The organism is Cobetia sp. UIB-001 (genome assembly GCF_044789135.1).
Lineage (GTDB): Bacteria > Pseudomonadota > Gammaproteobacteria > Pseudomonadales > Halomonadaceae > Cobetia > Cobetia amphilecti.
In genome coordinates this window covers 626,445-641,643 of record NZ_CP058244.1, presented here as the reverse complement: position 1 = coordinate 641,643, position 15,199 = coordinate 626,445, and the positions used below count along the sequence as shown (strand labels likewise).

The window sequence follows — 15,199 nt, the reverse complement described above, 5'->3', positions numbered from 1 at the left end:
GGGCCGTCCATTGTAGCCCTGCGCGTAGCCGCGCCCAACCTTGGCGGCGCTTGTTCCCTGCCACGCCGCCGGCTCAGCGCTGCCCTCAGTACTGTCCTCAGTGCTCGCGTAGCGGCGTATTGCCACCGCTCTCTTCGCTGTCGCGCAGCTCACGGCGCAGCACCTTGCCGACATTGGTCTTGGGCAGTTCATCGCGGAATTCGACGAAGCGCGGCACCTTGTAGCCGGTCAGCTGCTCCTTGCACCAGCTGCGCAGGCTGTCGCGATCCAGGTCCGGGTTGCTGGAGACCACGAACAGCTTGATCGCCTCGCCGCTCTGCTCGTCCGGCACGCCCACTGCCGCCGCCTCGACGATATCCGGATGGCCGCTGACCACGTCCTCGATCTCGTTGGGGAACACATTGAAGCCGGAGACGATGATCATGTCCTTCTTGCGATCGACGATGCGCACGAAGTCATCTTGCTGGATGACCGCGATATCGCCGGTGCGGATGAAGCCCTCGTCATCCATTGCCTCACGCGTGGCATCGTCACGCTGCCAGTAACCCTTCATCACCTGCGGGCCGCGCACGCACAGTTCGCCCGGCGCATCACGCCCCAGCGTCACGCCATCGGCGTCCACCACCTTGAGCTCGGTGCCCGGCACCGGCTTGCCGATGGTGCCCAGCTGCAGCTCGCGCGGCGGATTGAAGCTGACGATGGGCGAGGTCTCGGTCATGCCGTAGCCCTCGGCGATCGGGCAGCCGGTGACGGCTTCCCAGCGCTCGGCCGCGCTGCGCGTCAGCGCCATGCCGCCGGAGATGGTCAGCTTGAGACTCGAGAAGTCCAGCGCCTTGAAGTCATCACGCTGACATAGCGCCGAGAACAGCGTATTGAGGCCGACGAAGGCGGTGAACGGTGTCCTGGCCAGCGTCTTGATGAAGCCATCGATATCGCGCGGATTGGTGATCAGCACGCTGTGGTTGCCGCTCTCCATGCTGTAGAGGCAATTCACCGTGAAGGTATAGATGTGATAGACCGGCAGCGGCGCGATCAGCACCTCCTGACCTTCATTGAGCACATCACTGATCACGCCGCGCGCCTGCAGCATGTTGGCGACCAGATTGCGGTGGGTCAGCATGGTGCCCTTGGCGACCCCGGTGGTACCGCCGGTGTACTGCAGCGCGGCGATGTCCTCGGGCTGGCGCGTGACACGCGTGTGCGAGAGCCCCGCCCCGCGCTTGAGCACGTCACGCAGGCCGTGTGCCTCGGGCAGGTGGTACTTCGGGACCATCTTCTTGACGTAGCGCACCGCCAGATTGATCAGCGGACGCTTGGGGAAGTCATGCAGATCACCGATCTCGGTGATGATGACCTCCTCGATGTCGGTGCGCTTGAGCACCTTCTCGAGCTTGTCCGCCATGTTGGCCAGAATCACGATGGCGCGGGCGCCGGAGTCATGGAACTGGTGCTGCATCTCGCGCTCGGTGTAGAGCGGGTTGGTGTTGACCACCACCAGACCGGCGCGCAGCGCGCCGAATACCGCCACCGGGAACTGCAGCAGATTCGGCAGCTGGATGGCGATGCGATCACCGGGCTCAAGGCCGGTCTCGTGTTCCAGCCAGGCGGCGAAATTGCGCGACAGACGGTCCACATCGGCGTAGCTGAGCGTCTTGTCCATGCAGCTGAAGGCCGGACGCTCGGCATAGTTGGCGCAGCTGGCCTCGAAGACCTCGAGAATCGAGGGGTAATCCTCGAGACCGGACAACGGCTCACCGCTGACGATCAGGTTGGCGTCCCCGGTCACGGGGCCAGCGTGATCAGACGCCTTGTCGGCTTCCGGGTCTGCCGAGGCGTTGGCAGGATTGGCATCATGCATGGCTTGGGCTCCATGACTGCATTCGTCTGCTGGATCGTGGCCGGGCGCGGAGTCTTTCACTGGCAGCCACAGGCGAGAATTCAGCACTTGTTGTTATCAGGGCGTCACGCCCACATGTGAACAATGACATGAATGACGGCGTGATGGGGAAAAGGACGGCGCGACAGCGCGCGCGCAGGTGCCGGCAACGCACCGACGACACCCCGGCAAGAACCTACAGGGCCGCCGCGCTTCACCTTAACCAGTCAGGCCAATGATGTAAAACGACCGATTGAAACCATCGTTCACATCTGAAAAAGTCTCATTAAATCAGATAACTACTCTTGTACGACCTTGGTCAGAGACTAGCCGCGACTGCCAACCTTGCCATGTCGTTATGCGCTTCAGGCCTTTGAGTCGCGCTCGGCTAGCCCTTAACCTTATGCTCATACAGTCGCGACAGCCGTTGCTGAGCATCATCACTTCACTCAAGCAGCGGGCATGCTCGCTGTCTAGCCGCCAGATACCCAGAGGACCTCGCATGGCCAAGATCTATCAGGACAACTCGCAAGCCATCGGCAATACGCCGCTGGTCAAGATCAACCGCCTCAGCAGCCATCCACGCCTGTACGCCAAGGTGGAAGCCCGCAACCCGGCGTTCTCGGTCAAGTGCCGTATCGGTGCCAGCATGGTGTGGGACGCCGAGGAACGCGGCGTGCTCAAGCCGGGCATGGAAATCATCGAGCCGACCTCCGGCAATACCGGTATCGCGCTGGCCTTCGTCGGCGCGGCGCGTGGCTACCCCGTCACCCTGACCATGCCCTCCTCCATGAGCATGGAACGCCGCAAGGTGCTGAAATCCCTCGGCGCCAACCTGGTGCTGACCGACCCGGCCAAGGGCATGCAGGGCGCCATCGACAAGGCCTGCGAGCTGCAGAAGGCCGAGCCGGAACGCTACTTCCTGCCGCAGCAGTTCTCCAACCCGGCCAACCCGCGCATCCACGAAGAAACCACCGGTCCGGAGCTGTGGGACGCGCTGGATGGCGAGATGGACGTGCTGGTGGCGGGCGTCGGGACCGGCGGCACCATCAGCGGCATCGCCCGCTACTTCAAGACGGTGCGCGGCCAGTCACTCGAAGCCGTGGCGGTGGAGCCGGCGGAATCCGCCATCATCACCCAGCGCATGCAGGGCGAGTCGATCACGCCGGCCCCGCACAAGATCCAGGGCATCGGTGCCAACTTCATTCCCGACAACCTGGACCTGGCGCTGATCGGCCGCGTCGAGCCGGTCGCCAGTGAAGACGCCATGGCCATGGCGCGTCGCATCATGCAGGAAGAAGGCATCATGTGCGGCATCTCCTGCGGTGCGGCGATGACCGCGGCGCTGCGTCTGGCGGAAGACCCCGCCTACGCCGACAAGTCCATCGTCGTCATCCTGCCGGACAGCGGCGAGCGCTACCTGTCCTCGCCGATGTTCGCCGGCATGTTCGACGACGTCGAAGGCTGAGCCTCACGCGTTGACCAGGCAAAGCCGCAAACACGAAGGGCCGCAATTGCGGCCCTTCGTGTGTCTGGCATTCACGCTCTTTCTGCGTCGCTCAGCGTCAGCGACTCAGCCAAACGTCAGCGACTCAGCCAAACGTCAGCAGCTCAAGTCAGAAGCCAGCCAATCCGGCTTGCGGCGCGCGGTGGCGGTACGATCGACCGCCCCGCTCTCGGCCTGCTCCTGCCCTGACTCTTCCTGGCTCAGCGGCAACTCGCCACCGAGACTGGCGACCAGCTCGCCTTCGCGGAACACCACCAGTTGCCCCGGCAGCAGGCGCTGCCATTGCTCGTTGTCAGTGAGCGGATCGGTGGCGATCACCGAGACCACATCGGCATCGGTGGTGTGCTGCTGGAAGTCGACGCTCATCTCGAAGTCGGTGAGGCTCGCCTGCCCGAAGGGCGCACGGCGCGTGATGTGCGCCAGCTTGGTGGAGCAGTAGGCGTAGAGATGCACGCCGTCGGAGAGCAGCAGATTGAAGACGCCAAGCCCGCGCAGACGCTCGCACTGGGCGTGCAGATGTCGCCACAGGTCTTCGCACCGCGCCGGCGGATTCGGGAAGGCGCGCCGGATCTCGCCGAGCAGGAAGCAGGCAGCGTGCTCGCTGTCCGTACTGCCCACCGGGCGATAGTACGGCAGGGGCAGTGCCTGCCAGTCCGCCAGCTGACCATTGTGGGCATAGCACCACTGCCGGCCCCACAGCTCGCGCGTGAACGGATGGGTGTTGGCCAGCGTCACCTGGCCGACGTTGGCCTGACGGATATGGCTGATGACCATCTGCGACTTGATCGGATAGTCGAGAATCATGCGCGCGATGGGTGAATCCACCGACGGATGCGGGTCGCGGAATTCGCGATAACCGCCCTCTTCATAGAAGGCGATTCCCCAACCATCGCGGTGCGGACCAGTACCCCCGCCTCGCTGCAGAAAACCGGCGAAGCTGAAGCAGATATCGGTCGGCACATTGGCACTCATGCCGAGCAGTTCACACATGGGGTTCCTCCCGCTGAGTCGGCTTGCGCGTCATGCGACGCACCAACATGATCACTACCAGCAGGCCGATCACACCGGCCACGGCGTAAGCGATCATGCGGCTTTGCGGTGATTCTGCCTCACGCTGGGCAAAGTCCGAAGCTCCTTCGAACCACTGACTGATCAACGCAGGCACCTTGTCGATGGGCAGACGGCCCTTCATCAGCAGATCATTGAGGTCTTCCTTCTCCTCTACCGCCTGATCCAGGCCCTGAATCTCACCGAAGGACTCACCCTCGATGGGCGAGCGGTCCAGATTGGCGGCACGCCGCGCCGCATTCTCGTTGAGGGTATAGGGCGCCAGATCGATCACCCGCGAGCTCCCGCCCAGTGCGATGCGCGCACTGATCTGCACATCGGCACTGACGTCACGCTCCAGCGGCGGCAGTTCGATACGCCAGCGACTCTCGCCCGCTTCCGCCACGCTCAACGGCTCGCCCTGCAGCGTCGCGTCCAGCTGGGTGTTGGCGGTGTTGAGCAACGGATGACGCGCGCTGACCTCCAGCGCGCTCGGCGGCGTCGCATTCTGCGCATTGCCACCGATCGGCTCGACCAGCAGCGGGTCGACTACGCTGGTGCGCTGGCTCAACTGACGTGCAAAGGGCGCGCCATCGCGCTGGCCCTCGATGGTCAGCGTCAGGCGAGCGCCACCCGGTTGCTGCGGCGGCGGCATGTTGACGCTGAACTGCGCACCGTCACGCTCAAGACCGCGCTGCTGGGCGCTGGTCACGGCTGCCGTTTCTGCTGACATGCCGCCCTCGTCTTCCGGCACCAGACGCGCATTGCCGTCCAGCGTCGCCAGGAAGTCCTGCTCGTCGACATCACGTGCGCCGTCGACCAGCGAGGCTGAGAGGGAATAGCCAAAGCCGCGATACAGCGTGGCCGGTAGCGGGCGCGACACCAGCGCCAGGTCTGACACCACGGTGATGCGGCTATCGACGCCCACCTGCCCTTCGATACGCCACTGCCCGGCCTCGGGGTCGGTCACGGTGATCAGGTCATAGCGCGGCTGATGTTCCCAGCGCACGCCTTCGGGCAACGACGCCTTGTCGGCCAGCGAATAGCGCTGACCATCCGGCGCGATCAATACCGGCGCGCTGTCATCGGGGCCATGGAAGACCAGCGCCGTGAATTCCTCGACGCTGCCATCGATGGTGAAGCGCTTGTCCTCGAGCGGCACCAGCTCGCCTGGCACGATACGGTCGAGCGCCCCGAGGAAGGCACGCAGCAGGTCTTCCGGGGTCTCGGCGACCGTCGCCAGCCCGCCGGTGCCATCGGCGACCTGCTGCAGCAGATCGATATCGGCATTGCGCGACAGCGCGACCGTATGCACCGTGATGTTGTGCGCCGCCAGCTGCGGCGTCAGCTCATCGGTGATGCGCTGACGCGAGGCGCTGTCCGAGGCGGCCTTCTCGCTGCTCGGCTCACGCAGGTCGACCATGCCATCGGAGAGCAGAATGACCTGACGCGGCCCCTGGCCATCGATGCTCGCATCGGCGCCTTCGGCGGCGGCACGCAGGCCCGCCTCGAGGTCGGTGTACTGCTCGTAATCGTCCAGCCGCCCTTCCAGCCCGCGGGCAGCCTGTTTCCAGCCCGCATCGACCGCGCCCAGTGCCAGCAGGGGCTGCACCTGCTCACCGAAGCCCCACAGCCCCGCACGCGAGCGCTCCGGCAGCAAGGTGACCAGCAGGTCGAGCGCACTGGCGCGCAGATTGGCCGGGTCGTTGTGCTTCATGCTGCCGGAGACATCGATCGCCATGCGCAGGTCAGGCGCAATGTCGCGTGCCGAGCCACTGGCTGCATTCACGTCACTCGCGACATCCCGGGCCACGAACGGCATCTGCTCAGCCTGTTCGCTTGACGACTCATCTACCGGCTCACTCACCGACTCGCTCATCGGCTCACTTGCCGAAGCGTTGGCCGCTGACGATGCCTGCTCGGCGAAGGCCGAGGGCGACGCGAGGCTGATGCCCGCCAGCATCAGGGCCGCCAGCCAGCGCGCCCCCGCGCCCTTCGCTAGAGGGCCGGATGAAGAGCCGGACGCAAGCCCTGGTGAACGGACTGGCTCAAGAGACGAAGTGACAGCTACATCACGGGGCATGACAGATCCTTAGTCCACGCTCGGACAATGCACGGCTGGCGCTGATAGAACGACGCTCGATCAGAGCGACGGTTCCTGACGGTCACGGCCTGCGCGGGTACGCGCCGACGCACGAGCCGGGGTGCCACGTTTCTCGCTACGCAAGCTGGCGCCAGCGGCGTGGCCCTCGCGCACTTCCTCATCCTCCTGCTCGTGGCCATGAGGCTCGCGGCGCTGCTGGGCGGCGCGGCGACGCTGTTCACGTCCGCGTCCCAGCCACCAGATCACCAGCCCCAACACCACGCCGGCCCCGATGCCCAGTACCAGCATGCCGAAGGCCGAGGCCATGCCACCACCATCCTTCTGTACCACGCTGACGGCAAAGGCCACGATGGCCGGCGCAAGGCCGGTATAGGCATCTTCCGCGACGCTGGCCGTGACGTGAAAACTGGTCGGCACGGCGATCATGCCGGCGATGCCGCCGACCAGGATCCAGCGCAGAAAACGCGGCAGTATTCGCACCGCCATATAGCCGGTAAACAGCACTACCGCTGCCAGGCCAAAATAGATCAGCCACATCTGCGGCAGCGAATCGGAAATCATCATGCCCTTCACTCCTGTCATAACATCCTGTCGAGACTGACATTCTGAGGGGTGCCTGTCCTGTGCAGAAGCAGCCGGCACCTCAGTTCAGCCATCGAGTCATCCCATCATCGGGGCCACACGTTGCGTGGCACCAGAGGCTGCGCATTCATCTCTCACGGCGGCGATGCCTCCCATGAGGCAAGGGCTTGCGCACGCTGTGGGACAGGCTCAATGTTACACTCCATGCCCGCCCGACACACTCGAGCACCCCACTTTCAAGAGGTAGCCATGCCCGATAGCCCCGTCCAGCGCCATTATCGTGCCGATGACCCCGAATGGCACTGGCTTGAAGAACGCGACACGCCAGAGGTCACCACCTTTCTCACGGCGGCCAACGCCGAGAGTGATCGCTGGTTCGCCCCGCTCGCACCACTGAGCGACGCCCTCTATCACGGCCATCTTGCGCGCCGTGAACTGGCCGTCTCAAGCCTGGCCGAGGCACTGGATCACTACGTCTATTGGAGCGAGACCGCAGCCAACGCCGACTATCCGGTCTGGTGGCGCCATGCGATCGGCGCCGACCCCGCCGATACCCGCCAGCACGAATGCCTGCTGGACCTGCAGAGCCTGTCGCGCCATCACGATTTCGTCGAGCTGGGCGATATGGCCATCTCCCCGGATGAACAGCAACTGGCATGGACTCTGGACACCAGCGGCGACGAGGTGTTCAGCCTGCGTCTTGCAACACTGAACGCGGCGAATGGCGACTCACGCAACGCCGGCCACGATGACGAGTGTCTGCTGGAGGATATCGGGCCGGACCTGGTGTGGGCCGAGGACGGCCAGCACCTGCTGTTCACGCGCTATGACAGCACCCAGCGCCCCTTCGAGATCTGGTGTCTGAATGTCGCGAGCCGCGCCGAGACGCTGCTCTACCGCGAGGAAGACAGCGAATTCTGGGTCGGCATGGGCAAGACCCGCTCACGCGCCTGGCTGGTTCTGGAGACCGCCTCCAAGGACACCAGCGAGACCTGGTTGCTCAAGGCCGATGCCCCGCTGGGTGAGACGCGCCTGGTGCGCGCCCGCGAGACCGGTGTCGAGTACGGCGTCGATCACCGCCCCGGCCACTTCTATGTGCTGCACAACAGGCAAGCGCCGCACTTCCAGCTCGATATCGCCTCCGAGCATGCGCCCGGCGACTGGCAGCCGCTGATCGCCACCCGCGATGAGGTGACGCTGGAAGGCGTCGAGGCCTTCAGCTGGGGGCTGATGGTCGATGAACGCGATCACCGTCAGGCCCAGGCCTGGCTGCGGGTGATCGAATTCGAGGGCACGGCGCCGACACAGACGATCTGCCGCGACGAGCGCCTGGCGATGCCGGAGCAACCGCTGAGCCAGGGGCTGGGCGACTGCCCGCATTTCGACGCTCGCCGCCTGCGCATCCGCGAGGAGAGCTTCACCACGCCGCCGAGCTGGATCGAGCTGGACCTCAACACGGGTGAGCGCCGCCTGCTCAAGCGTCAGACCGTGCATGGCGATCTCGCGCCCGAGCAGCTGATCAGCCGACGTCTATGGGCAACCTCTGACGATGGTGAGCAGGTGCCGGTCTCGGTGGTCATGCGGAGCGACCTGTGTGATGACGCTGGCCGCCCCCACGCTCCACTGCCGGTATTGCTCTACGGCTATGGCGCCTACGGCGAGACGCTGGACCCCTGGTTCTCGATCGCCCGCCTGGAACTGCTGACGCGCGGCGTCGCCTTCGCGGTCGCCCACGTGCGTGGCGGCGGGGACCGTGGCGAGCCCTGGTATCTGGCCGGCAAGCTGGAGCACAAGGAAAACAGCTTCAATGACTTCCTCGCCGCGCGTGATGCGCTGGTCGAGCAAGGCGTCGGGGCCGCGGATCGCATTGCCGCCTACGGTGCCAGCGCCGGTGGCCTGCTGGTCGGCGCCAGCCTCAACAAGCGTCCCGAGGCCTTCTGCGCCGCGGTGCTCGATGTGCCCTTCGTCGATGTGCTGCGCACCATGGAAAATCCGGAGCTGCCGCTGACCACCGCGGAATACACCGAGTGGGGCAACCCGCACGAGAACGAGGCGCGGCGTCGCATCCGCGCCTATTCGCCGCTGGACAACCTGAGTGCCGCGCCCTATCCGCCGCTGTTCCTGCAGGGCAGCTGGCATGACACCCGCGTGCCCTACTGGGAGCCGGCCAAGCTCTATGCGCGCCTGCGCCAGATGGACTGCACGCCGCATCCTGTCCTGTTGCGCACCGACATGAGCTCCGGCCACGGCGGCGCCTCGGGTCGCTTCAAGGCGTGGCGTGACAATGCGCGTCAGGACGCCTTCCTGCTGTGGGCGCTGGGCGTATGCGAGAAAGCCGACGGCAATGAGGCCACGCGCGACGACGACTGAGGTGCCTGTGCTTGCGTGTCTTTCGCACAGCGCTGTGACTGTCGGATAGCACCCTGACAGCCGCATACGACAAGGCCCCCGCCGGTTACCCGGCGGGGGCCTTGATGTTTTCGTCAGCTCAAGGGAGCACTACTGACCTGACGAAGGGTGCAACATGACTGACTCAGCGCGGATCGAGCTTGGCCAGTTTGGTGGCGATACGATCACCATAATCGGCATCCGCCTGACGGAAGTGCGCGATCATCTTGTCCTGGACCACGTGGCTGACGCCTACCATGGTGCCGGCGATGACGTCGGTGATGCGCGTCTTCTGGCCTTCATCGAACAGACGATAGAGGTTGCCGGCCTGGCTGTAGTTATCCTCATCGCTGTTGTCGTGATAGCCCATCCAGGCGTTCTGCTCCAGCGGCATCGCCGGCTCGGCGACGGTAGCGTCCGGCACCGGGGCGCCCTGATCGGCACGCTCGTTGGGGTAGAAGTTGGTGCGTGAGTACTGGCCACCTTCCTTCGTTTCTCCCGGTACACCCTGACCGACCTGGCCGCCCAGCGGGCCGCCACCGTGACCGGTGACCGGGCACATGCCCGCCATCACGCCATCACGCTGGTAGTGGTTGACCGGGCAGACCGGACGGTTGACCGGCAGCTGCTCGGCGTTGGCACCGACACGGTAGCGGTGTGCATCGGCGTAGGCCCACAGACGAGCCTGCAGCACGCGGTCCGGGGAGGCGCCGATACCCGGCACGAAGTTGGACGGCGAGAAGACGGACTGCTCGACTTCCGCGAAGTAGTTCTCCGGGTTGCGGTTGAGCTCCATCTTGCCGACTTCCATCAGCGGGAAGTCACCGTGCGGCCACACCTTGGTCAGATCGAACGGGTTGATGTGGTAGTCACGTGCCTGGGCTTCGGTCATCACCTGCAGGTTGACGGTCCAGCTCGGACGCTCGCCACGCTCGAGGCGGGTGAACATGTCGTGCTGGTGGAAGTCCGGTGCGACCTGCGCCGCCTGATCGTCGGTCAGCGTCTCGTGGCCCTGGTCGGTCTTGAAGTGCCACTTGACCCAGACACGCTCGCCCTTGTCGTTCCACAGGCTCAGCGTGTGTGAGCTGTAGCCGTTCATGGTGGTCAGCGACTTCGGGATACCGCGGTCGGACATCAGGATGGTGACCTGATGCAGCGCCTGCGGATGGTTGGCCCAGAATTCCCAACGATTCTGCCAGTCGACCATGTTGGTGCGCGGGTCTTTCTTCTGGGTGTGGATGAAGTCAGGGAACTTGGACGGCTCGCGGATGAAGAACACCGGCGTGTTGTTGCCGACCATGTCCCAGTTGCCATCCTCGGTGTAAAACTTCAAGGAGAAGCCGCGCACGTCGCGAGTGTTGTCGCCGCTGTCCTGGCCACCGGCCACGGTGGAGAAACGCGCCAGCAACGGGGTCTGCTTGCCGACGCCCTGCAGGAAGCGGGCGATGGTCAGGTCAGACAGGTCACGGGTCAGGGTGAAGGTGCCGTAGGCGGCGACGCCACGGGCGTGGACGACACGCTCCGGAATGCGCTCACGGTTGAAGTGCGCCAGCTTCTCGAACAGACGCCAGTTGTCGAAGGTCAGTGAACCATTCGGGCCCGCTGCCTGGCTGATGTCATCGTGAGGCACCGGGGCGCCGTTACCTGTGGTATAGCGTGGAGTCTGGGACATGTAGACGTTCTCCTGTCAGGTAGAAAAAAGCGCTATCAAACTCGACTGGCAAGGCCAGATGCTGCTGATGTCACATTTTCATGCGCTGCTTGATGTGAAGGCCTGCAGCCCATTGTCGAATCGGGTCGGGGCCGATGCCTGCCCGGCATGTGCTGGCTTGTGGCCCCTTGATGCCTGCTTACCTTACGCACCTGGTGCTTCTAGCGATAATCAATTACCAGCATGCCTTCGATAATCAGCCTCTATCACTGAGCCTATCAGCCACCCTCAGCGGCGAGAACCGCAGGACGGCTCTCAACCCGGAGGTGTCACCAACCCTGTTTTCACCTTTCTCCGCCATCACATCTTCACGTCCGGAAATGACCGCATCATGACCATGAATAAGCCCCCTGACCTTCGCAGGTCAGGGGGCTATATGGGTCACATCATACCTTGTGGGGCGTCAGCGCCTCATGCCGGCATCTGGTTGGCACGCGCATCACGCGACCACACACGGTGAGCCATCAGGGCATCACGCAGCGGCAGGCTGGCGGCGAGCACATCATCCACCAGGATGACGCCCTCCTCGACCGGCACGCGGGCGGCGGCCAGCAGCTCCTTGCCTTCGCAGATCGCCACGATGGGCTTCAGGTGCTTGTAGGCTTCCTGGACATAATAGAGTCCCAGGCCCGAGCCGCTCAGCGCCTCGACGCTGCCCACGCCGCCAGCGACGACGACGGCATCCACCGTCACGGACGGCAAGCCATTGAGCATCGCATCCGGCGACAGCATGGTGCCGTCTCCGGCCTTGATCGGCGCCATGCTCGGGGCGATCAACAGCCCTTCGGCACCCTCGGCGGCCAGCTGCTCCTTGATCGAGCGAACATCTTCCATGGCGACGCCATCGGCGGCCAGGATCGCGACCTTGCGGGTGGCGATGGAGTCCGGCAGGCGCGCCATCAGGCTCAGTGCCGGGTCGCTGTCGACCTGGCTGGTGCCCAGTTCACCGTCCGGCGCGGGCTTGCTGGTCGGTGTCTCGATGCCGTGATTCTCACCGACGCGACGTGCCAGCTCCAGATCGATGTTGGGCAGGATCTCGGTGATCACCCGCTCACGGATCCACGGACGCTCGACCTTGGAAAGCTCGAAGGTGTAGGCCGCGATGATGTGTTCCTTCTCCACGTCAGTCTGGCTGTTCCAGAACAGGGTGGCCTGGGAATAGTGATCCCCGAAGGAGGCGCTGCGCGCACGCACCTTGTGCGCCTCGATGCGCTCATGATACGGCTCGAAACCGCCATGGGCGTCCTGGGACGGCGGTGTCTCGGCCGGCCAGCCACCATCGATAGAGTTCGGCTCGTAGGACGCCTGCCCCGTGTTGATGGTCTGACGATGCTGGGCATCGCGCTGGTTGTTGTGGAACGGGCACACCGGCTGGTTGATGGGAATCTCGTGGAAGTTCGGCCCACCAAGACGCAGCATCTGGGTATCCAGGTAGGAGAACAGACGCCCCTGCAGCAGCGGGTCATTGGAGAAGTCGATCCCCGGCACGATATTGGCCGGATTGAAGGCGACCTGCTCGGTCTCGGCGAAGTAGTTGTCCGGATTGCGGTCCAGCACCATCTTGCCGATCGGCACCACCGGTACCAGCGATTCCGGGATCAGCTTGGTCGGATCGAGGATATCGAAGTCGAAGCTGTGCTCGTCCTTCTCCTCGACCACCTGGATGCCCAGCTCCCACTCCAGCGGCGCGCCGCTCTTGATGTCATCCCACATCATGCGGCGGTTGAAGTCCGGGTCACGTCCCCACAGCTTCTGGGCTTCATCCCAGATCAGCGAGCAGGTACCGGCCACCGGCTTCCAGTGGAACTTGACGAAGCGCGACACGCCTTCACGGTCGATCAGACGGAAGGTATGCACACCGAAGCCTTCCATGTTGCGGTAATGGCGCGGGAAGGCGCGGTCCGACATGGTCCACAGCACGGTGTGAGTGGTTTCCGGCATCAGTGACACGAAGTCCCAGAAGGTATCGTGGGCTGACTGGCCTTGGGGAATCTCGTTGTGCGGCTCCGGCTTCACGGCGTGCACGAAGTCAGGAAACTTCATCGCGTCCTGGATGAAGAACACCGGGATGTCATTGCCGACCAGATCCCAGTTGCCGTCATCAGTGTAGAACTTGGTCGCGAAGCCACGCACGTCACGTACCGTGTCGTTGGAGCCACGCGAGCCCTGCACGGTCGAGAAGCGCACGAACACCGGCGTCTTCTTGGACGGGTCGCTGAACACGCCGGCCTTGGAATACCTGGCGGCATTGTCGTAGGCCTGAAAATACCCGTGCGCGGCCGCGCCACGCGCGTGAACGATACGCTCAGGAATTCGTTCATTGTCGAAGTGGTTCATCTTCTCGCGGAAGATGAAATCTTCCATCAGGGTCGGACCGCGTTCCCCCGCCTTCAGCGAGTTGTGGTTGTCCGCGATGCGCAGCCCCTGGTTGGTGCGCAGGTCATGCCCTTCGGCGTCGGCGCGATAGGTCTCCAGCGCCTCGTCCTTGGCATGGCCATCACCGGCATTGGGCTTGGTGTCGTGCGGCCCATTGCGGTTGGGGTGGGTATAGGGGTTCTCTCCCTCTGCCGAGCGATTCTGGCCCTCGTGATAGGGGCACTTCGCGCTGTCGGCATTCGACTGGGAAGAAGGTGCTGAATCGTGCTCATTGCTCGCCATGCTCAAACGCTCCTGTTTTCGCTAGATCCGCAACGCGCCACTACTGTGGCGCTGAAGGATGATTCGGCCTTGCCGCCTCTTGCCGGCGTACTTCTTGTCCAAGTGCTTCTTCTCAAAGCACTTGTCGTGAAAGTGCTTGTTGTCAAAGCACTTCTCGAGCAAGGCACCTCTCGGCGCCGTGACAGATCACCGGGCAGTCAGGTGCCCCGGATGACAAGAGGCGTTGCTGCGGCGGGTGTCTACATCGAATCCATCCAGACACCCGCAGGGGACTTCACTTGCTGTTGACGACTGCACTTGCTGCTTGCACTTGCTACTTGCGTTTGCTGCTTGCACTTGCTGACAGCCGCCTGACGGGGCTCGACACCGCGCCGTCAGGCCTTGGACTTGACCTTCGAGACGATCCACAGCAACACCACCGCCCCCACGACCGAGACGACCAGCGAGCCGATGATGCCGGTGGAGGCCAGCCCCAGCAGCTTGAAGATGACGCTGCCCAGCAAGCCGCCGACGACACCGACGACGATGTTGCCAAGAATGCCGAAGCTGCCGCCGCGCATGATGTTGCCTGCGATCCAGCCGGCCAGACCACCGATGATCAACCCGAGAATGATACCCATCTGCTGTCTCCTTCCTTGCTGATGTACAGGCGCTTGGCGCCGCTGTACAAGTCTTGGAGACGACGTCACACAATTAAAAGGGGGCGATCTTTCATTTGTCAGAATGAGGAGCCGGGCTGGCCCAGGAAGGCGATCTCTTCCGGCGTGGACTCGCGACCGAGAATCGCATTGCGATGCGGGTAGCGGCCGAATCTACGCACGATGTCCGCATGCAGATGCTCGTAGCGCAAGGTGTGTTCGAGACCGGGGCGTGCGAACAATTGTTCGGCATGTTCATGGATGCGCAACGATTCGCTGTGCATCCACGGCATGATCGCGAAGGGCTGCCAGGCCAGCGGAAGGCGGTCCAGGTCGCCCAGCGCGACGGCCTGCTGGGAGAGCGCGAGTGCCAGATTGTCACCACTGAAGGCGCGCGGGGTATCGCGATGGATATTGCGCGCGAACTGGTCCAGCAGCAGGATTTCCGCCAGCCGCCCACCGACGCTCGCTCGCCACTCCCACAGCTCACAGGCGAGCGCCTGCTCGAGGCGCGCGGCGAATCGCTCACGCAGCTGGCCATCGAGGGCATCGCTCTTGCGAAACCAGTCCTTGGGCGTCAGCTGGGTGAACCAGTAATCGAGCACCTGCCGTGCCTGGGGATGGCTATCCGCGATCAGCGTGGCGGCGTCAGATTGCGGGGATTCCGAGGGGCTTGAGGGGGGCATCG

10 protein-coding genes are annotated in these 15,199 nt (G+C 64.0%); 2 read left to right on the top strand and 8 right to left on the bottom strand.

Annotated features, from left to right (window positions below; translation table 11 throughout):
- Positions 1-97: 97 nt before the first annotated feature.
- Positions 98-1,858: an AMP-binding protein gene (locus HA399_RS02710; RefSeq protein ID WP_404325974.1), complete on the bottom strand. Its 1,761-nt coding sequence runs from the start codon at positions 1,856-1,858 to the stop codon at positions 98-100.
- A gap of 520 nt (positions 1,859-2,378) precedes the next feature.
- Here HA399_RS02710 and cysK point away from each other — a divergent pair.
- Positions 2,379-3,344: a cysteine synthase A gene (gene cysK, locus HA399_RS02705; protein WP_404325973.1), complete on the top strand. Its 966-nt coding sequence runs from the start codon at positions 2,379-2,381 to the stop codon at positions 3,342-3,344.
- Positions 3,345-3,479: 135 nt separating this feature from the next.
- Here cysK and HA399_RS02700 read toward each other — a convergent pair whose 3' ends face one another.
- Genes HA399_RS02700 through HA399_RS02690 form a run of 3 tightly spaced genes read right to left on the bottom strand, consistent with a single transcriptional unit; the run spans position 3,480 to position 7,098 of the window.
- Positions 3,480-4,373 (bottom strand): class II glutamine amidotransferase, encoded by an 894-nt coding sequence (locus HA399_RS02700; protein ID WP_107335499.1) that lies wholly within the window; start codon positions 4,371-4,373, stop codon positions 3,480-3,482.
- Entirely contained in the window at positions 4,366-6,513 is a 2,148-nt protein-coding gene (locus HA399_RS02695) for a VWA domain-containing protein (protein WP_404325972.1), read from the bottom strand. Before HA399_RS02695 ends, HA399_RS02700 begins: the two co-directional genes overlap by 8 nt.
- Positions 6,514-6,573: 60 nt before the next feature.
- On the bottom strand, positions 6,574-7,098 hold the full coding sequence (locus HA399_RS02690; protein ID WP_052384613.1) for a hypothetical protein: 525 nt from the start codon (positions 7,096-7,098) through the stop codon (positions 6,574-6,576).
- 267 nt (positions 7,099-7,365) lie between these two features.
- Here HA399_RS02690 and HA399_RS02685 point away from each other — a divergent pair, with 267 nt between their 5' ends.
- Positions 7,366-9,486: a S9 family peptidase gene (locus HA399_RS02685; RefSeq protein WP_404325971.1), complete on the top strand. Its 2,121-nt coding sequence runs from the start codon at positions 7,366-7,368 to the stop codon at positions 9,484-9,486.
- A gap of 163 nt (positions 9,487-9,649) precedes the next feature.
- On the opposite strand, the gene HA399_RS02680 is transcribed toward HA399_RS02685, so the two are convergent.
- The 4 genes from HA399_RS02680 to HA399_RS02665 form a co-directional block, all read right to left on the bottom strand.
- The gene (locus tag HA399_RS02680; RefSeq protein WP_404325970.1) at positions 9,650-11,176 is read right to left on the bottom strand and encodes a catalase; all 1,527 of its coding nucleotides are present in this window, start codon (positions 11,174-11,176) and stop codon (positions 9,650-9,652) included.
- Positions 11,177-11,626: 450 nt separating this feature from the next.
- Entirely contained in the window at positions 11,627-13,873 is a 2,247-nt protein-coding gene (gene katE, locus HA399_RS02675; protein ID WP_131431298.1) for a catalase HPII, read from the bottom strand.
- A 374-nt stretch (positions 13,874-14,247) separates the two neighbouring features.
- Positions 14,248-14,493, bottom strand: a complete 246-nt coding sequence (locus tag HA399_RS02670; RefSeq protein WP_043333988.1) for a GlsB/YeaQ/YmgE family stress response membrane protein — start codon at positions 14,491-14,493, stop codon at positions 14,248-14,250.
- A 98-nt stretch (positions 14,494-14,591) separates the two neighbouring features.
- A complete protein-coding gene (locus HA399_RS02665; RefSeq protein ID WP_404325969.1) occupies positions 14,592-15,197 on the bottom strand; it encodes a DUF924 family protein in 606 nt (201 codons plus the stop codon).
- Between the last annotated feature and the right edge of the window lie 2 nt (positions 15,198-15,199).